This is a genomic window from Amycolatopsis ultiminotia (assembly GCF_039536925.1).
Taxonomy (GTDB): Bacteria; Actinomycetota; Actinomycetes; order Mycobacteriales; family Pseudonocardiaceae; genus Amycolatopsis; species Amycolatopsis ultiminotia.
The window spans coordinates 317,393-337,157 of the sequence record NZ_BAAAZN010000005.1; the positions used below are offsets into that span (position 1 = coordinate 317,393).

Consider the following 19,765-nt stretch of genomic DNA (forward strand, 5'->3'; position numbering starts at 1 on the left):
CGAGCAGCGTCTCGTTCGCACTGAGCCAGAGCCGGCCTGCGCGGAACGCGCCGGTGCACGAGAGCGCAGCCGGGACAGCGCCTCGCGCAGCGCGGAGGGCCGTCACGCTTCGGCGATGATGCCGTGCAGGATCATGTCGAGGCTCGCCAGCATGTTCTGCTCGAGGTCGAACGGGGCCGGATCGGTCGCGATCCAGGCGCTCAGCGACGCGAAGTACGAAGTGGCGAGCACCAGGCCCGCCTGATCGGGGTCGATGCCGGGGCGGACCTCACCGGCGGCCTGCGCCCTGGCGACGAATCCCCCGAGCTGATGGCCCAGCGCGGGATTGCCGAAGACGTTGGTGGAGTGGATGGCCGCGCCCATGCAGGCAACGGTTTCCGCCCTGGTGTCCACGCTCATCCTCGCCAGCTCTGCGAAGTACCGGGTCATCACCTCGCGCACCGAGCGGTCCTCCAGGTGTTCGGCACGGAGTGCACCCTGCGCGCGCTCGCGGCGGCGGAGACTCCACTCGTCGAGAAAGGCCGTCTTGCGCTGGAAGTGGTTGAACACGGTCGCGCGGGCGGTGTCCGCGCGGGCGGCGATGTCCTCCATGGTCGTGTTGTCGAAGCCACGGTCGACGAACAACTCCACCGCCGCACGGTAGAGGTGGTTGCGCCGCGCCTCTCGGTTGCGCGCACGCCGGTCTCCGCCCGGCGGCGCTTCCAGGCGGCCGGTCTGATCCGTTGCTTCCCCGGTCATGCTTCGCAGTCAACCAGTCCGGGCATCGGCACTTGACGTGAACCTCGCACGGGTATTATTTTACCTCATAATTAGACCCGAGTCTAATTGAAGACGCTGGTCCAAGGAGGCAATGATGCGCCTGGTCACGTACGTATCCGCAGCCAGTCCCCAGCCCAGGCTCGGCGTGCTGCACGGCGACACCGTGGTGGACCCGGACCGGGCCCTGCGGGCCGAACAGGCGCTGCGCGGCGGCGAATCGGCCGCCGCACGCGCCCCCGGTGTACCGACCGAGATGGTCGCCTTCTTCGAGGGCGGCGCCGAAGCACACGGCCTCGCCGAACGTGCGCTGGCCGCGGCCGACGCAGCGGCGGGCCGGGGCGACCCGCTCGTCGACGGCACCGCACCGGCCGTGCTCGGCCAGGACGAAGCCCGGTTGCTCGCGCCGGTTCCGCGGCCACGCCGTATCCGCGACTACCTCACCTACACCGAGCACGCCGCGGGGTCCGGGCTGACCGTGCCACCGGCGTTCTCGGCAATGCCGATCTGCTACAAGTGCAACGTCGAGACGGTGATCGGGCCGGAGGAGCCGTTGCTGTGGCCCTCCTACACCGCCCAGCTCGATTTCGAACTCGAACTCGGCTTCTTCACCTCGGGCGGCGGCCGCGACCTCACCCCCGCCGAGGCCGAAGGGCGGATCGCGGGCGTGACGATCTTCAACGACGTCAGCGCGCGCGACATCCAGCTCTTCGAGATGAGCATGACCATCGGCCCGTCGAAGGGGAAGGATTTCTGCACCGCAATGGGTCCGTGCGTGCTCACCATGGACGAGGTCGACGAATGGGCGGTGCAGATGTCCGCCTCGATCAACGGTGAGGTGTGGGCCTCGGGGTCCACAAAGGAACGTCAGTTCTCGTTCGCCGAGGTGCTCGCGTGGGCCTCGCTCGACGAGACCGTGTACCCGGGCGAGTTCTTCGGGCTGGGCACGGTCGGCGGCGGATGCGGACTGGAGCTGGACCGCTGGATCCAGCCCGGCGACGTGGTCGAGCTGGCGGCGTCCGGGGTCGGGGTACTGCGCAACCCGGTCGGCGAACGGCAGACCCCGCCCGGCGGCGCGGGAGTCGCCACCTACCAGGGCTCACCCGAAGTCCACGTCGGCCATGAGCACTGAGACGACGGCCTCGCTCGTCGCGGCGGCACCGCCGGAATCGGTGTTCGCGGTGCTGGAGGGCGACACGGTCACCTACCGCGAACAGCACGCCCGCGTGCGGGCCACTGCGGCGGCACTGCACGGCCTCGGCGTCCAGCCGGGCGACCGGGTGCACGTCAGCCTGCCGAACTGCCTGGAGTTCTTCGACGTCTGGTTCGCCACCGCGCACCTCGGTGCGGTGCTGGTGCCCACGAACCCGCACTCGAGCACGGACGAGTTCGCGCACTTTCTCGCCGACGCGCAGCCCCGCGTCTCCATCGCGGCCGGGGAAGCGGCGGAAGCGCTGCGTGCACTCGGCCATCCGGTCGTCGCACCGGCCGAGCTGACCGGCTCGGCGCAGGAAGTCCCCGCGGCGCCGGTGTCCGGGGAAGATCCGGCGGCCATCCTCTACACGTCCGGGACCACGAGCCGGCCCAAAGGCGTGATCATCACGCACGCCAACTACCGCGCGGTGGGCGAAGCGGTCGCGGATCACCTGTCGGTCACGAACGCCGATCGGTGGTTCATCGCGCTGCCGCTGTTCCACGCCAACGCGCAGTACTACTGCACGATGTCGGCATTGGTCCGGGCCGCGTCGATCGCCGTGGCGGAACGGTTTTCCGCGTCACAGTGGGGAGTTCAGGCAGCGCGCTGCGGCGCGACGCTCGGCAGCCTGTTCGCCGCGCCGGTCCGGATGATCCTCACCAACCCGCCGTCGGCCGGCGAAGTCCGGCCACGCGCGGTGGTGTTCGCGCAGAACCTGTCCGACCGGCAGGCCACCGAGTTCGAAGACCGTTTCTCCACCCGGCTGGTGCAGCTCTACGGCATGACCGAGACCGTGCTGCCACCGACGATGAACCCGGATTCCGCGCAGCGGCGCTGGGACAGCATCGGCCGTGCACTGCCGGGCGTCGAGGTCGAGCTGACCGACGAAGAGGGCAACCCGGTCGCGGACGGGCAGCCCGGCGAGATCCGGGTGCTCGGCACACCGGGCACCACCATCGCGGCAGGCTACTGGCGCAATCCCGAGGCGACCGCGGAGACCTTCGGCTCGGGCCGCCTGCGCACCGGGGATCTGGCCCGGCGCGACCCCGACGGGTTCCTGTACTTCGTGGACCGCGCAAAGGATGTGATCAAGCGGTCCGGGGAGAACGTGTCGGCAGGCGAAGTCGAACGGGTCGCAGGCGAACACCCCGCGGTGGCCGAATGTGCCGCGGTCGCCATGCCCGACCCGGTCTACGACGAGGCGGTACTGCTCGTCGTGGTACTCGCGGCCGGGGCGAGCGCGGGCGCCGAAGAGATCATCGGGTGGTGCCGTGATCGGCTGGCCGCCTTCAAGGTCCCCTCCCGCGTGCACTTCCTGCCCGAGTTGCCGCGCACCAGCGTCGGCAAGATCCGCAAGTCCGAAATCCGCGCGCTGGTCCGCTGAGCGCCTCGCTCGTCCCGGTAGCAACGACGCTATGCCAGGAGGACATCCATGACCGAACCATCCGCCGGGAGACCGGCCACCCGCTGGACGATGCTGGGCATCATCAGCCTCGGCTTCGTCACCCTGACCCTCAACTGGTTCGACGTGGCCACCGCGTTCGGGGCCATCGGCGCCGAGTTCGACGTCGGCCTCGACTCGCTGACCCTGCTGATCTCCCTGTTCATCATCGGATACGGCCTGGCGCACGTACCGGGCGGTATGCTCGCCACCGCGATCGGGATGAAGCGGACGCTGGTCATCGGCCTTGCCGTGCAAGGTCTCTCCGGTGTCCTTTCCGGACTGTCTACAACGTACCCTTTGCTGGCGGTCTTCCGTACGGTGAGCGGGATCGGCGGGTCGATCTTCATCGCCGTCGCCTTCGCCGCGGTGATCGTCTGGTTCCGGGACGGACCGGTCACCCTGGCACTCGGCATCACCGGCGGCGCGGCCTTCAGCGGTGGTGCGGCGTTCGCCCTGTACGTGTGGATCTATCTGCAGCGGGCGACCGGCTGGCACCTGTCGCTGATCATCGCCGGACTGCTGGAGCTGCTCGTCGCCGGCGTCACCCTGATGTGGTTCCGCACCCCGGCAGGCGCACCTGCGCTGACCGGCACCCGGTTCGATCCGGCGGCGCTGCGGGCGGCACTGGTCAGCCGTGACCTGTGGCTCTACGGGATCGCGCTGATGGGTGGCTACGGCGCGTACTTCACCACTTCGCAGGTGTTCACCGAGTACGCCACCGAAGAACGCGGGTTCCCGCCGACCATGGCCGGGCTGCTGTCCGCACTGATCGCGTTGGCCGGTATCCCCGGCAGCGTGCTCGGCGGGCTGGTCGCCGACCGGACCCGCAATCTGCGCGCGATCATCGTCGGATCACTCCTGACCTGCGCCGTGTTCCTCGCGCTCATCCCCGTCGTTCCCACCGGTGCACTCTGGGCGCTGGGCATCGGGATCGGCGCGTCGATGATCTTCGGGTTCGCCGCGTGGTCGGCGGTACCTGCCAGGGTGACCCGGATCGCGCACGAGCACCTCGGCACCGCAACCGGGCTGATGCTCACGCTCGCCGGTGTCGGCGGGTTCTTCGTGCCACTCGTCTTCGGCCATCTCGTGCCTGCCACCGGATTCCGCACCGGCTGGTTCGTGCTGGCCGCGGTATCCCTGGTGTTCGCCCTGGTCGGGGTGTTCGGCCGCAACGCGGCCGCGCCGACCGTCAAGGCCGCACCGACACCGGTCAACACGGTTGGAGGTACGTGGTGACTACCGGTTTCCCCGCTACGCCGGGGGACGTCCCGTTCGAGAAGGGCCTGCACCGGCTGACCGGGCACTGTTCGGCATGGCTGGTGCCGGACGGAACCTGGGGCTGGAGCAACGCCGGGCTCGTCACCGGCGAAAACCGCTCCCTGCTCGTGGACACGCTGTTCGACGTGCCGATGACCCGGGAAATGCTGAGCGGGCTCGCCGGGCGGACCGAGCGCCGGCCGATTGCCACCGTGGTCAACACGCACGCCAACGGCGACCACTGGTTCGGCAACGAACTCCTGGCGGACGCGGAGATCATCGCTTCCGAGCCCACCGCCACCGAAATGGGCAGCAACGGACCGGACCTGATCCTGGCGCTGCTCGACCAGGACGGGCCGCTCGGCCGGTTCGCCCGGCACATCTTCTCGCCGTTCGACTTCGCCTCGATCACCCCGACGCCGGCGAACCGGACGTTCGCCGATGAGCTGCACCTCGACGTCGACGGCGTGGCGGTGCAGCTCAGCTGCCTCGGCCCGGCGCACACCGAAGGCGACAGCGTCGTGCTCGTGCCCGACGAGGGTGTGCTCTACGCGGGCGACCTGTTGTTCATCGGTGGCACGCCGATCAGCTGGGCGGGGCCGCTGTCGAACTGGATCGCCGCATGCGACCGGATGCTGGCCATGGACGTGGAGTTCATCGTGCCCGGACACGGCCCGGTGACCGGCAAGGACGGCGTGCGCGGCGTCCGCGACTACCTCGAGTGGGTGCAGGGCGAGGCCGCCGACCGGCACCGCAAGGGCATGTCCCCGCAGGAGGCGATGCGCGACATCTCCCTCGGCCGCTTCGCCGAACTCGACGAACGCGGCCGCATCGCGCAGAACGTGCTCTCCGCCTACTACGAACTCGATCCGGAGATGGAACGCGTGGACACCCGCGAGGTGTTCCGCCGGATCGCCGAACTGGAAGGATTCTCGTGAGCTCATCCGCGATCGATCGCCGCGATCTGGCCGACCCGGTGGCGCGGGAGGTCGCCGACGGCGTCTACGCCTACGTCCAGCCGGACGGGACGTGGTGGATCAACAACACCGGTTTCGTGGTCGGCCGCGACCGGGTCGCCGCGATCGACAGCTGCGCGACCGAGGCCCGCACCCGTGCTTTCCGCGAGACGATCGCCACGGTGAGCCCGAATCCGGTGCGCACGCTGGTCAATACCCACCACCACGGCGACCACACGCACGGCAACAGCCTGTTCGGCGAAGCAGTGATCGTCGCGCACGAACGCTGCCGCGAGGAGATGCTGGCGGAGGGACGGCCGGGCACCAGCGAACTGGTGCGCAGCGGGACCTGGACCGACGTGCAGTGGGGTGAGCTGGAGCTGGCGCCGCCCTTTCTCACCTACGTCGACGGCATCACCCTCTACGTCGACGACCTGCGCTGCGAAGTCCGGCACGTCGGGCAGCCTGCCCATTCCACCAACGACAGCATCGTGTGGATCCCCGACCGATCCACGTTGTTCGCAGGCGACCTGCTGTTCAACGGGGGCACGCCGTTCCTGCTGGCGGGCTCGGTCACCGGTGCACGTGAAGCGGTCGCCGGGCTCAAGGACATCCCCGCGGCCACCATCGTCCCCGGCCACGGCGAGGTCTGCGGTCCGGAGGTGATCGACGACGTGCTGGCGTACCTGGATTTCGTGCTCGGACTGGCGAAAGAAGGCTCCGCGGCCGGGGAAACACCACTCGAGGTCGCCCGGCAGGCGAACCTCGGCCGGTTCGGTGCGCTGACCGACACCGAGCGGCTCGCCGGCAACCTGCACCGCGCATACGCCGATCTGAGCGGCGGTTCCGTCGACGCGGCCGCCGCGCTCGCCGACATGGTGACCCTCAACGGCGGCCGCCCGCTGACCTGCCTCGCGTAACCGGTCGACCGGGCGCGCCCGCCGAGGCAACCGTGGGCACCGGTTCGGCACCGTCTGCCGGTCCATGGCGCAGGATGCCCGTTCGGCGCGCTGTCGGCCGCCCGCTTCGGCCGGCGGGGTCGCGTCAGCGGTCGCAGCACGCAGGACCGGCGCTGTTCGCCGGGCCTGTCGCACCGCGCCGGCCACGGGCGTGGCGGCCGACCTCGAATTCAGTCGTGCGCTCGTGCGAATGGTGGGCGTCGGGCTGTCGAGCCGGAAACCTGCGCGCTCTCCGCTTGCCGATCTGACAATGCCGGGGCCGGGGTATCGGGTCGGATCCGCTCGGCGTGGCAGGCGCGGCGAGGAACAGCTCCAGCGTCTGTTCGGAGTCCCCCGGTGCGGACGAACCGGGACCAGGCCGGATCGCGGCGGGCTGTCTGCGGTCCGCAGGCGTGCGGCCGGTCCGGGTCAGCCGGGTGGTCGGGAGGTGCCAGTTCAGCAGGATCGCGAGCATCCGGACGGCGACCACGATGGGCACGGTCACCACTGCCACGATGTCGGATGGCAGGTGCAGGATGAATCCCACGCCTACCAGGATGCCGCCGCCGAGGGCGGGCAGCGCGTAGATCTCTTTGCGCAGTACGGTCGGCACTCTTCTGATCAGGACATCACGCATCAGGCCACCGCCGACTCCGTTGATCAAGCCGATGATGCCGGCCACGTAGACCGAGGTGCCGTGCTCCATCGCCTTGGTCGCACCGGTGATGGCGAACATGGCCAGCCCGACCGCGTCGCAGAACTGCACGGACCTGTTCAGCCGGGAAAGGTGTGGGTACCAGAGGACCACCGCTGCTGCGGTGGCCAGGCCGGCGAGGAAGTACCAGGTGGTCTGCAGCCCGACCGGCGGCTCGACCCCGAGCAGGATGTCTCGCAGCACACCGCCGCCGATCGCGGTCAGGATCGCGGCCGTGCCGATTCCGAACAAGTCCAGCCGCGACCGCGCACCGTCCATCGCCCCCGCGAAGGCGAACGCGACAATGCCCAGCGCCTCCATTACCAGGAACACTGCACAACTCCAGACGTCCGCGAACGCGACGCTCGGCGGATGCTCGACGAAGGCCGCCGACGGACCTGATGATGATCTTGTAACACGAGCCCAGAGTAGGTACCGGCGCACGGATTCAGCTCGTCAGTGTGTCGAAGTCGAGCCAGCCAGTATCGGGAAGTGCACGTTCGGGCAGGGTTTCCCGGGTGCTCGCAACCCGCTGCGCACCGCATTGCCGGCACCTCGGCCGGGCGCCGGGGCCGGCAGTTGTGCACGTCCGGGTCGTCGGTACCGACGGGATGTGCGACCGGCCGCGGGATCGGCGTCGTCCCCGTGGTCGCCTCCTGCGGACGGCCGTGAGTGACGCCCGTCAAGTGGTATTCCAATACCACCAGTGCTAGGTTGGTATTATTATACCGACGTACGGCACGTGAGGGATGTCCATGATCGAGTTGAAGTCGCCGGCGGAAATCGAACGGATGCGGACCACCGGGCAGTTCATCGCCGGGATCCTGTCCGAGCTCGGCGAAATCGCCGAGGTCGGCGTCAACCTGCTCGACCTGGAACACCACGTCCGCAACCGGATCCGCGAGCGCGGGGCACAATCCTGCTACTGGGACTACGCCCCGTCCTTCGGTGAGGGGCCGTTCCGCAACGTCATCTGCCTGTCGGTCAACGACGCGGTGCTGCACGGGCTGCCGCACGACTACCTGCTGGCCGACGGGGACGTCCTCACCATGGACCTCGCGGTCGAGATCGACGGCTGGGTCGCCGACTCCGCCCGGACCGTGATCGTGGGCACCCCGGCCGACGAAGACCTGCGACTCGTCCGCGCGACCGAGGAAGCACTCGAGGCCGGCATCGAGGCCGCCCGGCCGGGCAACCGGATGGGCGACATCTCCGCGGCGATCGAGGCCGTCGCCACCGGCTACGGCTACCCGATCAACACGGAGTTCGGCGGACACGGGCTGGGCCGGACCATGCACGAGGATCCGCACGTGTCCAACAAGGGACTCGCCGGCCGCGGCCTCAAACTCCGCGCGGGCATGACATTGGCGCTGGAGCCGTGGTTCGCCCGCACCACCGACCGGATCGTCTTCGATCCCGACGGCTGGACCATCCGCTCGGCCGACGGCTCGCGCACCGCGCACTCCGAGCACACGATCGCAATCACCGAAACCGGCCCGCTGATCCTCACCCAGCGCCTGCCCCGCCTCGCAAACTCGACGCAGGCGTGACCCCGGCGGGCAGACCGCCTTGCCGGCCGCACCGTCGTGGTTCCGCACCTCAGCGCGCGACGGTGGTGGTCACCGCACCGAATGCGCGAGTTCGCTGAACCGCCGCAGCAGCGGATCGGTGCTGCGTAGGGTCGGCCACAGCAACCGGAGGGCGACCGTGGGCGCGTCCCGCAGCGGTAGGTAGGTCACGCGGGAGTGGGTGTGCGCCAGGGCCGCGGAGGTCGTGGTGGACCCGATTCCCTTCCCGGCCGCGATGAGGGCAAGCCATTCGTCGTAGCTGCCGCATTCGATCACCCGGTCGGGCCGGTGTCCGGCAGGCCGGTCGTGCGGGCTCGTCGCCCCGCTGACGGTGTTGCCCACCAGCGGGTGCTCCCGCAGTTCCGCCCAGTCCAGTTCGCGGCGAGCCACCGGGGCGGAACCGGCGGCAACCGCGGCGAGGCGCTCCTCTTCGAACAGGAGCGTGCCGGCGATCCCGGAGGCGTGGACGTTCCCGCGGACCAAGGCCGCGCCGACCTCACCCGAGTGCAAGGCGCCCACGATGTCGTCTCGCCGCAGCACCGTCGCCTGCGCACCGGTGGCCGTCTCGAACGCCGAGAGCAGATCGCCGAGCCACGGGTCCGGCAGCGCCCGCTGGAAACCGACCGCAGTCCCGCGTGCCCGGCCACCGCGGCCAGCGCCGCGTCGAGATCCCGCAGGACCCCACGCAGCTCCAGCAACCGCGTTCCCACTGCCTCTTCGAGCTGCTGGACCGTGCGGGTCAACGCCGGCTGGGTGATCAGCAGCTCGCGGGCCGTGAACGTGCGCTGCGTCGCGACCGCGACGAACGCACGCAAGTGCCGCAGTTCCACCTCCATAAAGGACGGTCGCGCAGCAATACCCGGCACGGCACCTCGACCCGGCGCTGCTGGACAGCCTCACCCGCACCGTCCCGCTCACCGCGGCGAACGCTGAACACCGAAAAGGGCAGACGAAATGAGCAGCACACCCGGCATCCGGAGCGCATTCGACGAACTCGTGGCCCTGCGCGACGCCCCTCGGCCGGACAACGGCGAGGTGACGATCACCGGCTCGGACCCGCTGTTCGCGCCGCCCTTCCGCATCGGATCCACCCTCGCGCACGTACTCGCGGCACGCGCCGTCGCGGCGAACGACCTGTGGGAACTGCGCACCGGCCGCCGCCAGCAGATCTCGGTCGACCCGCGCCGCGGCCGCGACCGCGCTCGATGGCGAGGACATGACGATGGTCCGCGGCGCCGCCGGCCGGCCCCGCCCTCACCTGAGGTCGAACGCATGGTTTCGCTCACCCAGCCATGGCAGACCGCCGACGACCGCTGGTTTCTGCCGCACTTCAACCTGCCCCACCTCGAACGGCGCGTCCTCGACGTGCTCGGCAGCGAGCCCACGCCCGCCGCCGTGCAGGCCGCGGTGCGGAAGTGGAAGGCGGACGACCTCGAAGACGCCATCGCCGCCGCCGGTGCATGCGGCGGTGTCGTCCGCACCCGGCAGCAGTGGCCGGCACACCCGCACGGCGGCTACCTCGCCACCCGCCCGATCGTGGAGATCACCGAGATCGGCGACAGCGAATCCGAGACCCTGCCCGGTGGAGAAGCCGTTGTCCGGGGTCCGGGTGCTCGACCTGACCCGCATCCTCGCCGGGCCCACCGCCGCGCTCAGCCTGGCCGAACACGGCGCCGACGTGCTGTTGGTGACCGCACCCGGGCTGCCGCAGGTCGCGCCGCTCGTACGCGACACCAGCCATGGCAAGCGCAGCACGTACCTGGACTACAAGAAGCCCGACGAAGCGGCGCGGCTGCGAGAGCTGGTGTCCGGCTCGGACGTGTTCGTCGAGGGGTACCGACCGCATCGCATGGCAGCACGCGGCTTCGGCCCCGAAGACCGCGCACAGCTGCGTCCCGACCTGGTGTACGTGACCGTCAACTGCTTCGGTTTCGGCGGCCCGTTCGGCGACCGCGCGGGCTGGGACCAGGTCGCCCAAGCCGTCACCGGCTGCTGCGATCTGCAAGGCACCGCAGCGAACGCAGGCCGCCCGCAGCTCACCCCGGTGTACCTCTGCGACTTCCTCACCGGATTCCTCGGCGGCTACGGCGTCATGCTCGCGTTGACCCGGCGCGCCCGCGAAGGCAGGTCGTACCACGTGCAGGTCTCACTCGCGCAGTCGGCGATGCTCGTGCAGCGCCAGGGTTTGCTCGACGACTTCGCGGACACCCCCGGCCGCCTCGACCCGCGGAATCCGAGCGCTACGCGACGACCGGCAACGCCACGATCTACGGCGACCTCGAAAGCCTCGGCCCGGTCATCCGGATGAATGCAACCCGCCCACGCCGGCCGGGCACGACTCCCCGGCTCGGCAGTTCCGCCCCGGAATGGCTCCCCGCCTCCCGCTCGTGGCCGAAGGCCAGATCGGTCCGGCCGGATCTGCCAGCTTGCCCCGGCACGTTCAGCGGCGGCTGCGGTTCACTGTGCGGTGTAGGCGAGATCGGTGCCGATCGCTTCGGCGGTTTCCAGCACCCGGGGCAGGACCGTCTCGATCAGCTCCGCGAGCGTCGTGCGCGCGGTGTGGCTCTGTGCGTTGATCGCGGCGATCACCTCACCGCCGCGACGGATCGGCGCGCCGACCGACACCAGGCCTTCCTCGATCTCCTCGTCACTGACCGCCCAGCCCTTGGCCCGGATTCCGGCGAGCTCCGCACGCAATGCGCGTTCGTCGGAGATCGTGTGCTCGGTGAACCTGGTCAGCTCCGCGCGGGCGAAGAAGTCGTCGAGCTGCTCGTCCGGCAGGTGGGCCAGCAGTACCTTGCCCAGCGAGCTGCAATGCAGTGGCCGCGCGGTCCCCACCATCACCGGCGCCATCAGGATCCGGTCGGCGTCGGCGCGGGCGATGCACACCCCGGACAGCCCGGACCTGGTCGAGACCGTCACCGGTTCCCTGATCTCCGCGGCCAGCGCGTCGATCCGGGGTTGCGCGATCGGGCCGAGACCGAACGAAGACAGGTAGGCGTAGCCCAACGACAGTGTCTTCGCCGTCAGCTGGTAGCCGCGCCCGGTGGCACGGACGAAATCCAGCTGCTCCAGCGTGTACAGGAACCGGCGAGCAGTCGCCCGGCTCAGCCCGGTGGCGTCTGCCGCCTCGGACACCGTCAGCACCGGGGTTTCGGCGGAGAAGGCCTGGATGATCGCGAGACCGCGATCCAGCGCGCGGACGAACTCAGCCTCGGCCATACCCGCCCCCTTGACCCGGTGCGCAGGGAACCGTAACGTCGGTGTTCATCAGGCACACATTAGTTCGCTAGGTGGGCACAGTCAAGGAAGGCGGTGTCGCATGGCAGACCTGTCGCCCGGTCCGGCCCCGATCTCGCAGACCATCGACGACCGGATCCTGGTCCGCGGGCACGATCTGGTCGACGAACTGATCGGCAGGGTCGGCTTCACCGAGATGTTCCTGCTCGATCTGCACGGCGAGATCCCGCCGCCCGCGCACGTACGGGTCGTGGAGGCGGTACTGGTCACCACAATGGAACACGGCATCACCCCGAGCACACTCACCGCCCGGCTCGTGCTCGACGGGGCACCGGAGTCGACGCAGGGCGCGGTGGCCGCGGGCCTGCTCGCCTGCGGTTCGCGCTTCGTCGGGGTGACCGAACAAGTTGCGGAATTCCTCCGGGAAATCTGCGCCGCGGCCGCGCACGACACGCTGGAAACCGTGGTCCGCACCCGGGTCGGAGATGTGCTCGCCGCCGGAGGCAAGGTACCCGGCTTCGGGCACAACCTGCACCACCGGATCGACCCGCGGGTCGCCCGGCTCGTCGAGCTGGCCAAGCGGGAGAACGTGTTCGGCACCCATCTCACCGCGTTGCACGAGGTCGAGCGTTGCCTGTCGGCCAGCTCCGGCCCGCCGTTGCTGATGAACGCGGCCGGCGTCACCGGAGCACTGCTGTCCGACCTCGGGTATGCCCCATCGACGATCCGTGGGCTGGGCCTGGTCGCTCGGTGCGCCGGGTTGCTCGCCCACGTCGTCGACGAGCAGCGGCGCGCGATCGGCCGTGATGTCTGGCAGCGCGCCCACGAAACGTTCGGAGAGGGCGAATCGTGACCGTGCACCACAGCGTTTCCTTACCACCCTTCGGTTACGCACACCCGCACCGCATCGTCCGCTTCGGCTGCGGAGTTCTCTCGGAAATCGGGGACATCCTCGATCAGCTCGACCGCTCCCGCGCGCTGGTGTTGTGCACCCCGTCGGGGCGGCAGCCGGCCGAGCAGATCCGAGAGGTACTCCGGTCCCGCGTGGTGGCCATGTCCGACGATGTCCGGGCGCGGGTGCCGATCGACGCGGTCGACACCGCCTGCCGCACCGCCGAATCCGCGGACGCCGACGTGCTCGTCGCACTCGGCGGCGGCTCGGCCATCGGACTCGCCAAGGGTGTCGCGGCCAGGACCGCGCTGCCCGTGGTCGCGGTCCCGACCACCTACTCCGGCTCCGAGATGACCAGCATCTACGGGGTGTCCGAAGGCGGGCGCAAACAGGGTGGCTTCAACCCGGTCGTGGCACCGCGTGCGATCCTCTACGACCCCGAACTCACCTACGCGCTGCCCGCCGCGCTCACCGCGAGCACTGGCATGAACGCACTGGCGCAGGCGATCGGCAGTCTGTCCACACGCGACTCGAGCCCGGTGTCCGCGCTCTTCGCGGCCGAGGGAATCCGTCGGCTCATCGCCGCGTTACCCCGCTGTGTCAACGATTCCCAGGACACCGACGCCCGCACCGAGGCACTGCTGGGCTCGCACTTCTGCGGGTGGGCACTGTCATTGGCCGGACTCTCGGCGCACCACGACCTGGCACACGCACTCGGTGACCTGACACAGCTGCCGCACGCATCCGTGCACGCGGCGCTGCTGCCGCAGACCACGTATTGGGCGAGCCGCCGTCATCCCGGGGCCGGTGCGACCCTGCGGACGGCGCTGGCCACCGACGATCCCGCCGGGCGGGTGTACGACCTGCTGGGCGAACTGGGCATCCCACCCGGCCTGTCCCAGCTCGACCTGACTTGGGACGCCTTCGCCGCCGCGCGGGAAACGCTCTACCGAGAACTACCCGAGCGCTGGCGCGACGAGGACCGAGCCGAACTGGGCGACCTCCTCGTCCGCACGCACCGGGGAACCCGCCCGCCGACAACGGCGCCCGAACGAAACGAGGAGTGATCACCGATGAACCAGATTCCCAAGATCGGGTTCTTCTTCTGGCCGGACACCCCGCAGATGGTGCTCCGGATGGGAGAACTCGCCGAGGAACACGGATACGACCTCGTCGGCGTCGCCGACAGTCCCGGTCAGTGCATGGACAGCTGGGTGGCCGCGACGCTGCTCAGCACCGCGGCGCCGAGCGTCCCGCTTTCGGTCTGCGTGAGCAACTTCGTCAGCCGCCACTGGACGACCAGCGGCGCCGCGGCCGCTTCGCTGGCGATGGTGCACAAGCCCGGTTTCATCTTCGGCGTCGGTGCCGGACACAGTGCCGTGCGCAACTTCGGCATGCAAGGATCCACATTGGACAACCTGGCGCACGATCTGCCTGCGGTGCGGAAGCTGATGCACGGCGAAGCGGTGCCGACCGGCTCCGGCGACGCCGTGCTGAGCTGGGCCAGGGAGCGGGCGAGGGTGTTCTTCGCCGCGTCGCACGAGCGTTCGCTGCGGCTCGGCGGAGCAACCGCCGACGGACTGTTCGTCAACTACGGCCTGCACGCCGACGACATCGCGGCGAGCACCCGGCAGGTCGAGCTCGGTCGTGGCGACGACCCGCGGCGCACCGACATCTGGCAGGTTTCCGCACTCGACTGCACTGAGGACGGCGCCTCGGCACGCGCCGCGATCGGCAAGATCTGCGCGTTCGCCGCCGGCTACGTGATCGGCAAGCGTGACCCGGCCAACCGGGGCGTGCCCGCCGAGTACGTCGAACCGATGCGTGAGCTCGTCGCGCAGTACAGCACCCGGCCGTCGCAGGCGGATTCCGATCTGGTCGAGCGGCTGGGCCTGACCGACTACCTGAGCAAGCGCTTCGCGATCTGCGGTGACCCGGGCGAATGCCTGGCACAGGTGCAGGCCGCGGCCGACGCGGGCGCAAAGTCGATCATGTTCTCGGTCGGCCGCGCCAGCGACCCGGTGCGGGTGATCGATCTCTTCGGACGGCACGTGCTGCCCGCGCTCCGTGCCTCGGGAGCCGCTCATGCCGCCGTCTGATGTCCGAATCGGACGTACCGTCACCGGCCTGCTCGACCGGGTCGCCGGTACCCGGTCCGGTAAGACGTTCCTGATCACCGAGGACGGCGAGCTGACCTACGGCGATCTGGTCTCCCGCAGTGGCCGGGCGGCCGCGGAGCTGCTTTCCGCCGGCGTGCGCCACGGTGACCGGGTCGTGGTGGCGCTGCCCAATTGCGCCGAGGTGCTGGTGCTGCTGCTCGCGTGTGCCCGGATCGGCGCGGCCTTCGCCCCCGTCAACCCGCGGGGTACCGCACCCGAGATCGGCGCGATCATCCGGCAGGCCGCACCGCGTCTCGTTGTCGTGAATGGACAGTCGTCGATAACCGAGGCCGTCGCCGAGGCAGGCATCGGCGACCTCCCGGTCCACGACGCCCGGGAACTGTGCTCGGGCACCGGCACGCCACCCCCGCCGACGGCCACACCTGCCGACACCCTGCTGTTGATCGCCACGTCGGGCAGCACCAGCGCACCGAAGCTGGTCGGCCAGCACCACACGGCCGCGGTGCTGGCCGCCGAAGGGTTCCCGGCCTGGCTCGGCCTTGACGAATCCGACCGGTTGCTCACCGTGCTGCCGATGTTCCACGGCAACGCGCTGAACTACTCACTGCTGGGCGCGCTGGCAGCCGGGGCGAGTGTGGTGGTGCTCCCCCGTTTCTCGGCGAGCCGGTTCTGGGCACAGACCCGCGAATTCGGCGTGACGCAGTTCAACGCAATGGGCAGGATGGGCGAAATCCTGCTCCGCCGCCCCCGGCAGGCAGATGAAGCCGACAATCCGGTCCGGATCTGCTACTCCGCATGGGCGCCGCCCGAGCAACGGCACCGGGCCTTCGAGGAACGGTTCGGGCTGGACCTGATGGTCGGCTACGGACTGTCCGAATCACCCTACGGCACAGTCTGGCCGCTCGGCGGGCCGAAGCCGTTCGGCTCCATCGGCAGGCTTCGCCAGCACCCCACGTTGGGCCGGATCAACGAGGCCCGGGTGGTCGACGAGCATCGGCAGCCGGTACCACCGGGGGTGCCGGGAACCCTGTTGCTGAAGAACCCCGCCGTGATGCAGGGGTACTTCGGCTTGGCCGAGGAAACCGGAAAGATCCTCAGCGAGGGCTGGTTGAACACCGGCGACATCGTGCGCGCCGACGCCGACGGCTTCTTCTACTTCGTCGGCCGCAGCAAGGAAATCATCCGGCGCAGCGGGGAGAACTTCGCACCCGTCGAGGTCGAGGAGGTGCTCGACGAACATCCGGCCGTGCTGATGTCCGCGGTAGTGCCCGTCCCGTCTCCGCTTTTCGAGGACGACGCGAAGGCGTTCGTCGTGCGCCGCGGCGACGTCACGGCGATCGAGTTGCTCGAGTGGTGCCGCGAAAGCCTGGCGGAATTCAAGCTGCCGCGCTATCTCGAATTCGTCGACGAACTGCCGATGACACAGACGAACCGGATCGCGAAAGGCACACTGTCCCGCGCACGCACCACTGGCGAAGCCGACCTCGAACACCACCGCAAGCAGCGCACCTGACGCGCGGCCGCTCAGTCGAGGCAGAACTCGTTGCCCTCGATGTCCTGCATCGCAATGCAGGACTCGTTGATGCCATCGGCATGCAGCACCTGCACGCACACCGCGCCGAGCGCGACCAGTCGTGCGCACTCGGCCTGCAGTGCGGCGAGGCGCTCGGCGCCCACCAGCCCGGTGCCTGCCCGCACATCGAGGTGCACCCGGTTCTTGACCACCTTGCCTTCGGGAACGCGCTGGAAAAACAATCGCGGGCCCACCCCGGACGGGTCAACGCAGGCGAACGCCGAGCCCTGGCTCTCCGGTGGCAGCGAGCGGTCGAAATCGTCCCAAGTGGCGAACCCCGACGGCGGTGGCGGTACGACGTACCCCAGCACGTCGCACCAGAATCGGGCGACCCGCTCGGGTTCGGCACAATCGAAAGTGACTTGGAACTGCTTGACCGACGTCATCGGCCCACCATAGCCACCCGTGCGGTGCGCAGAAACCCGATAATGCACGGTGCCCCTGCCGCCGCGGAACGGGTGCGCGCACCCGGTCCGCGGCGGCCTGCGGTCAGGACTGCGGCAGGGTCACGCCGTACCGCTGCACGGAAAGGGTCGCCGGGAAGAAGCACGACGTCGAGCTGTCGCCACCGGACAACGTGCCGAGACCCTTGCCCCCGTCGTAGGCCGGGCCACCGGAGTCGCCGCCGGCAGACGTGGCCGTGGTGCAGAACTCGTGGTAGACGGTGTATCCCTCGGCCTCGAAGGTGTAGTCGATCTTCGTGACCTCACCCGAGGTCACTCCCGAGGTGCGGCCGTCCCGCTTCATCTTCTCGCCCACCACCGCGTCGGCGAAGCTGGTGATCTTCGTTCCGTCGGTGACCTCGCTCGGCCCCTCACCGGAGGCGTTCTCCGCGAGCAGGTTGTCCTCGTCCGGGAACTTGTAGCCGACGGTCTTGCCGCCGTTCCACGGACCGCCACCGCCGAGTACCTCGCAGTGCCCGGCGGAAAGCAGCAGCTTCTGGCCGTCCTTCTCCACGTTGAAACCGTTGGAGCAGTAGCCGCTGCCGTTGCTGATCTCCTCGCCGCCCTTGATGAACAACGACATCGCGCCCGAGTGCTGCTCGACGCGCACCAGGTTGCCGTACTGCTGCACGGTCTCGAGCAGCTCGGCCCGTTGCGCCGCAGGGGTGGCGTCGTACACGTCGACGATCACCTGGTTGTTCGCGATGTCCAGGCCCCAGCCCGCGTTCGGCACGCTGCCGAGGGAATCGAGGTGCTGCTTGACCCCGGTCAGCTCACCGAGACTGTGCTGCACCACCTTCGTGGCCACTCCGGAGGACTTGGCCCTGGCCGCGTCGGCGTTGTTCAGCACCGTCACGACCGGCTTGCCCGCGTCGTCGAGGTAGTAGCCGCCGGTGGCAGCGCCGAGACTGCTCAGCACCGCAGCCGGTTCCGCCGCGGCGGACGCCGCCGGCACGGTGGTCACGCCGAGTGCCAGCGCACCCAACGTGGCCACGCCGAGAGCACCGATCCTGGCACGAGTCGTTCGCATGCTTTCCTCCCTGATCCGAGTGGCCCCCGCGAGCGGGTGTGTACGGTCTGGCCGGGAAACGCGGACAGAATCCGCGGCGATACGGTCGGTAACAAACTGACCGTCCCATCCTGCCCCGACCACCAACCTGGACAACACCGACGAACGTCGTGTCCCGCACCAATCGGACCCGGCCACCGCACCGGTGCCGGGATTCCTCCGGTCCTCAGGAACGCTCCGGCCGCGGGCGGAGACCGTCGACGATCACCTTCACGACCGTGTGCGCCCGGACCTCCCATTCCGCTTCGGGGATCCGCGACAACGCGCCCAGCAGCAGGATGACGTCCGCGGCATCGACGTCGTCACGGACTTCACCGGCGGCCTTTCCGCTCTGCAGCACCGTCTCGAGCGCTTCGTCGAGCCGGTGGTGCTGGTCCGAGTAGAGATCGCGCCACGCCGAGGCCTCGATCGCCGCCATGACCCCGCGTTTGACCCGCGCGTACTCGACCAGCCGCTCCATCCAGCGGGTCAGCGCCCGAAGCGGGGGGTGCTCGGCCAGCAGCGGCGCCACCGCGTCGACGAGCTGGGTCAGCTCATACCGGTACACCTCCGCCAGCAGGTGCTCGCGGGTCGGGAAGTGCCGGTAGAGCGTGCCCTGTCCCACCCCGACCGCCTTCGCGACCCGGTGCAGCTTCAGGTCCGCGGCCGCACCGTTGGACTCGCTCAGTTCCACCCGCGCGGCCTCGACGATGCGGTCACGGTTGGCGACCGCGTCGGACCGGCGCTCGCGACTCGCCACGATGCCGCCTCTCTCTTCGCTAGCTATCCGGACAAGTGTCCGCTACAGTGGAGCCGTAACCGGACAAGTGTCAGCATAGCGCAGGAGGCGTCTCGCATGAGCACACTGGACACCAAGGTCGTCGCCATCACCGGAGCCAGCAGCGGGATCGGCGCGGCGACCGCACTGGAGCTGGCGGCCCGCGGTGCGGCCGTCGTACTGGGCGCCCGGCGCACCGACCGGCTCGACTCGCTGGTCGCGCGCATCCGGGCCGAGGGCGGTCGCGGCGAGGCAGTGGCAGTCGACGTCACCCGCCGCGCGGATCTCGAGCGGCTGGTGGCAACGGCGGTCAGCCGGTTCGGGCGGCTCGACGTTCTGGTCGGCAATGCCGGCGTCGCCCGGATCAGCCCCGTGGCAGACCTCGACGTCGACAGCTGGGAAGCGATGATCGACATCAACCTGCGTGGCGTCCTGCACGGCATCGCCGCCGCACTGCCGGTGTTCCGCGAGCAGGGCCACGGCCACCTGGTCACCACGATCTCGACCTCCGGCCTCAAGATCGTCCCGACGCAGGCCGTCTACGCGGGCACCAAGAACGCCGTGCGCACCCTGCTGGAAGCACTCCGCCAGGAGTCCACCGACGGCGTACTGCGCACCACCTCCGTCTCACCCGGATTCGTCCGCACCGAACTCGTCGACTACGTCGAAGACCCGGCGCAGCGCGCACAATCCCAAGAAGCCATGGCAACCCTCGGCATCAGCCCGGACGCCGTGGCACGTGCCATCGCGTTCGCCATCGAACAACCCGAGGACGTCGAAATCGGCGACATCACCATCCGGCCGGCCAAACAGAACTGAGCACCGCACCCGGCCGCGGCGATACTCAACACAGTGTAGATTTT

General features: G+C 69.5%; 20 protein-coding genes and 1 pseudogene. 12 read left to right on the top strand and 9 right to left on the bottom strand.

Translation table 11 applies throughout. From position 1 onward, the window contains the following. Nucleotides 1-102 precede the first annotated feature (102 nt). Entirely contained in the window at nucleotides 103-738 is a 636-nt protein-coding gene (locus ABD793_RS14310) for a TetR/AcrR family transcriptional regulator (protein WP_344859796.1), read from the bottom strand. Nucleotides 739-853: 115 nt separating this feature from the next. On the opposite strand from ABD793_RS14310, the gene ABD793_RS14315 reads away from it, so the two are divergent. From ABD793_RS14315 to ABD793_RS14335, 5 genes are read left to right on the top strand one after another with little or no spacing between them, the layout of a single operon-like run. After that, a complete protein-coding gene (locus ABD793_RS14315; protein WP_344859798.1) occupies nucleotides 854-1,888 on the top strand; it encodes a fumarylacetoacetate hydrolase family protein in 1,035 nt (344 codons plus the stop codon). Then, nucleotides 1,878-3,335 carry a class I adenylate-forming enzyme family protein gene (locus ABD793_RS14320; RefSeq protein WP_344859800.1) on the top strand — a complete coding sequence of 486 codons (1,458 nt, stop codon included), beginning with the start codon at nucleotides 1,878-1,880 and terminating at the stop codon, nucleotides 3,333-3,335. The genes ABD793_RS14315 and ABD793_RS14320 overlap by 11 nt, the downstream gene beginning before the upstream one ends. Nucleotides 3,336-3,383: 48 nt before the next feature. Beyond that, entirely contained in the window at nucleotides 3,384-4,631 is a 1,248-nt protein-coding gene (locus tag ABD793_RS14325; RefSeq protein ID WP_344859802.1) for an MFS transporter, read from the top strand. Continuing rightward, the gene (locus ABD793_RS14330; RefSeq protein ID WP_344859804.1) at nucleotides 4,628-5,590 is read left to right on the top strand and encodes an MBL fold metallo-hydrolase; all 963 of its coding nucleotides are present in this window, start codon (nucleotides 4,628-4,630) and stop codon (nucleotides 5,588-5,590) included. The genes ABD793_RS14325 and ABD793_RS14330 overlap by 4 nt, the downstream gene beginning before the upstream one ends. Beyond that, nucleotides 5,587-6,528, top strand: a complete 942-nt coding sequence (locus ABD793_RS14335; protein ID WP_344859806.1) for an MBL fold metallo-hydrolase — start codon at nucleotides 5,587-5,589, stop codon at nucleotides 6,526-6,528. The genes ABD793_RS14330 and ABD793_RS14335 overlap by 4 nt, the downstream gene beginning before the upstream one ends. A 124-nt stretch (nucleotides 6,529-6,652) precedes the next feature. Here the strand turns inward: ABD793_RS14335 and ABD793_RS14340 are convergent, their stop codons facing one another. Then, nucleotides 6,653-7,684: a trimeric intracellular cation channel family protein gene (locus ABD793_RS14340; RefSeq protein ID WP_344859808.1), complete on the bottom strand. Its 1,032-nt coding sequence runs from the start codon at nucleotides 7,682-7,684 to the stop codon at nucleotides 6,653-6,655. Nucleotides 7,685-7,995: 311 nt separating this feature from the next. Here ABD793_RS14340 and map point away from each other — a divergent pair, with 311 nt between their 5' ends. Beyond that, complete coding sequence (map, locus tag ABD793_RS14345) at nucleotides 7,996-8,790, top strand: type I methionyl aminopeptidase (protein ID WP_344859810.1); 795 nt, start codon at nucleotides 7,996-7,998, stop codon at nucleotides 8,788-8,790. Between the two features lie 69 nt (nucleotides 8,791-8,859). Here the strand turns inward: map and ABD793_RS14350 are convergent, their stop codons facing one another. The 3 genes and pseudogenes from ABD793_RS14350 to ABD793_RS14360 all read right to left on the bottom strand — a co-directional run bounded on the left by ABD793_RS14350 (nucleotide 8,860) and on the right by ABD793_RS14360 (nucleotide 10,317). Next, complete coding sequence (locus ABD793_RS14350) at nucleotides 8,860-9,414, bottom strand: LysR substrate-binding domain-containing protein (RefSeq protein ID WP_344860201.1); 555 nt, start codon at nucleotides 9,412-9,414, stop codon at nucleotides 8,860-8,862. Between the two features lie 134 nt (nucleotides 9,415-9,548). Continuing rightward, nucleotides 9,549-9,644, bottom strand: a pseudogene (locus ABD793_RS14355) (LysR family transcriptional regulator); the annotation flags it as partial. Between the two features lie 418 nt (nucleotides 9,645-10,062). Further along, a complete protein-coding gene (locus ABD793_RS14360) occupies nucleotides 10,063-10,317 on the bottom strand; it encodes a hypothetical protein (protein ID WP_344859812.1) in 255 nt (84 codons plus the stop codon). Between the two features lie 73 nt (nucleotides 10,318-10,390). Between ABD793_RS14360 and ABD793_RS14365 the strand changes: the two genes are divergently transcribed. Then, entirely contained in the window at nucleotides 10,391-11,116 is a 726-nt protein-coding gene (locus ABD793_RS14365) for a CoA transferase (RefSeq protein ID WP_344859814.1), read from the top strand. Between the two features lie 149 nt (nucleotides 11,117-11,265). Here the strand turns inward: ABD793_RS14365 and ABD793_RS14370 are convergent, their stop codons facing one another. Then, a complete protein-coding gene (locus ABD793_RS14370; RefSeq protein ID WP_344859816.1) occupies nucleotides 11,266-12,030 on the bottom strand; it encodes an IclR family transcriptional regulator domain-containing protein in 765 nt (254 codons plus the stop codon). A 100-nt stretch (nucleotides 12,031-12,130) separates the two neighbouring features. On the opposite strand from ABD793_RS14370, the gene ABD793_RS14375 reads away from it, so the two are divergent. From ABD793_RS14375 to ABD793_RS14390, 4 genes are read left to right on the top strand one after another with little or no spacing between them, the layout of a single operon-like run. Continuing rightward, the gene (locus ABD793_RS14375) at nucleotides 12,131-12,901 is read left to right on the top strand and encodes a citryl-CoA lyase (RefSeq protein ID WP_344859818.1); all 771 of its coding nucleotides are present in this window, start codon (nucleotides 12,131-12,133) and stop codon (nucleotides 12,899-12,901) included. Further along, nucleotides 12,898-14,007, top strand: a complete 1,110-nt coding sequence (locus ABD793_RS14380; protein WP_344859820.1) for an iron-containing alcohol dehydrogenase — start codon at nucleotides 12,898-12,900, stop codon at nucleotides 14,005-14,007. Before ABD793_RS14375 ends, ABD793_RS14380 begins: the two co-directional genes overlap by 4 nt. A 6-nt stretch (nucleotides 14,008-14,013) precedes the next feature. After that, on the top strand, nucleotides 14,014-15,039 hold the full coding sequence (locus tag ABD793_RS14385) for an LLM class flavin-dependent oxidoreductase (protein ID WP_344859822.1): 1,026 nt from the start codon (nucleotides 14,014-14,016) through the stop codon (nucleotides 15,037-15,039). Continuing rightward, nucleotides 15,026-16,573, top strand: coding sequence for an AMP-binding protein (locus ABD793_RS14390; RefSeq protein ID WP_344859824.1), 1,548 nt, complete (start codon nucleotides 15,026-15,028; stop codon nucleotides 16,571-16,573). Before ABD793_RS14385 ends, ABD793_RS14390 begins: the two co-directional genes overlap by 14 nt. An 11-nt stretch (nucleotides 16,574-16,584) precedes the next feature. Here the strand turns inward: ABD793_RS14390 and ABD793_RS14395 are convergent, their stop codons facing one another. From ABD793_RS14395 to ABD793_RS14405, 3 genes are all read right to left on the bottom strand, one after another. Next, nucleotides 16,585-17,019 (bottom strand): VOC family protein, encoded by a 435-nt coding sequence (locus ABD793_RS14395; RefSeq protein WP_344859826.1) that lies wholly within the window; start codon nucleotides 17,017-17,019, stop codon nucleotides 16,585-16,587. A 103-nt stretch (nucleotides 17,020-17,122) separates the two neighbouring features. Further along, nucleotides 17,123-18,106 carry a S1 family peptidase gene (locus ABD793_RS14400; RefSeq protein WP_344859828.1) on the bottom strand — a complete coding sequence of 328 codons (984 nt, stop codon included), beginning with the start codon at nucleotides 18,104-18,106 and terminating at the stop codon, nucleotides 17,123-17,125. A gap of 205 nt (nucleotides 18,107-18,311) precedes the next feature. Continuing rightward, complete coding sequence (locus ABD793_RS14405; RefSeq protein WP_344859830.1) at nucleotides 18,312-18,884, bottom strand: TetR/AcrR family transcriptional regulator; 573 nt, start codon at nucleotides 18,882-18,884, stop codon at nucleotides 18,312-18,314. 96 nt (nucleotides 18,885-18,980) lie between these two features. On the opposite strand from ABD793_RS14405, the gene ABD793_RS14410 reads away from it, so the two are divergent. Next, complete coding sequence (locus ABD793_RS14410; RefSeq protein WP_344859832.1) at nucleotides 18,981-19,721, top strand: SDR family oxidoreductase; 741 nt, start codon at nucleotides 18,981-18,983, stop codon at nucleotides 19,719-19,721. The last annotated feature ends 44 nt before the right edge of the window (nucleotides 19,722-19,765 follow it).

What these genes read in the sequence shown, in the direction of transcription:
- ABD793_RS14310 (WP_344859796.1), bottom strand. Translation starts at nt 738, where the DNA reads ATGACCGGGGAAGCAACGGATCAGACCGGCCGCCTGGAAGCGCCGCCG.
- ABD793_RS14315 (WP_344859798.1), top strand. Translation starts at nt 854, where the DNA reads ATGCGCCTGGTCACGTACGTATCCGCAGCCAGTCCCCAGCCCAGGCTC.
- ABD793_RS14320 (WP_344859800.1), top strand. Translation starts at nt 1,878, where the DNA reads ATGAGCACTGAGACGACGGCCTCGCTCGTCGCGGCGGCACCGCCGGAA.
- ABD793_RS14325 (WP_344859802.1), top strand. Translation starts at nt 3,384, where the DNA reads ATGACCGAACCATCCGCCGGGAGACCGGCCACCCGCTGGACGATGCTG.
- map (WP_344859810.1), top strand. Translation starts at nt 7,996, where the DNA reads ATGATCGAGTTGAAGTCGCCGGCGGAAATCGAACGGATGCGGACCACC.
- ABD793_RS14370 (WP_344859816.1), bottom strand. Translation starts at nt 12,030, where the DNA reads ATGGCCGAGGCTGAGTTCGTCCGCGCGCTGGATCGCGGTCTCGCGATC.
- ABD793_RS14375 (WP_344859818.1), top strand. Translation starts at nt 12,131, where the DNA reads ATGGCAGACCTGTCGCCCGGTCCGGCCCCGATCTCGCAGACCATCGAC.
- ABD793_RS14385 (WP_344859822.1), top strand. Translation starts at nt 14,014, where the DNA reads ATGAACCAGATTCCCAAGATCGGGTTCTTCTTCTGGCCGGACACCCCG.
- ABD793_RS14390 (WP_344859824.1), top strand. Translation starts at nt 15,026, where the DNA reads ATGCCGCCGTCTGATGTCCGAATCGGACGTACCGTCACCGGCCTGCTC.
- ABD793_RS14395 (WP_344859826.1), bottom strand. Translation starts at nt 17,019, where the DNA reads ATGACGTCGGTCAAGCAGTTCCAAGTCACTTTCGATTGTGCCGAACCC.
- ABD793_RS14400 (WP_344859828.1), bottom strand. Translation starts at nt 18,106, where the DNA reads ATGCGAACGACTCGTGCCAGGATCGGTGCTCTCGGCGTGGCCACGTTG.
- ABD793_RS14410 (WP_344859832.1), top strand. Translation starts at nt 18,981, where the DNA reads ATGAGCACACTGGACACCAAGGTCGTCGCCATCACCGGAGCCAGCAGC.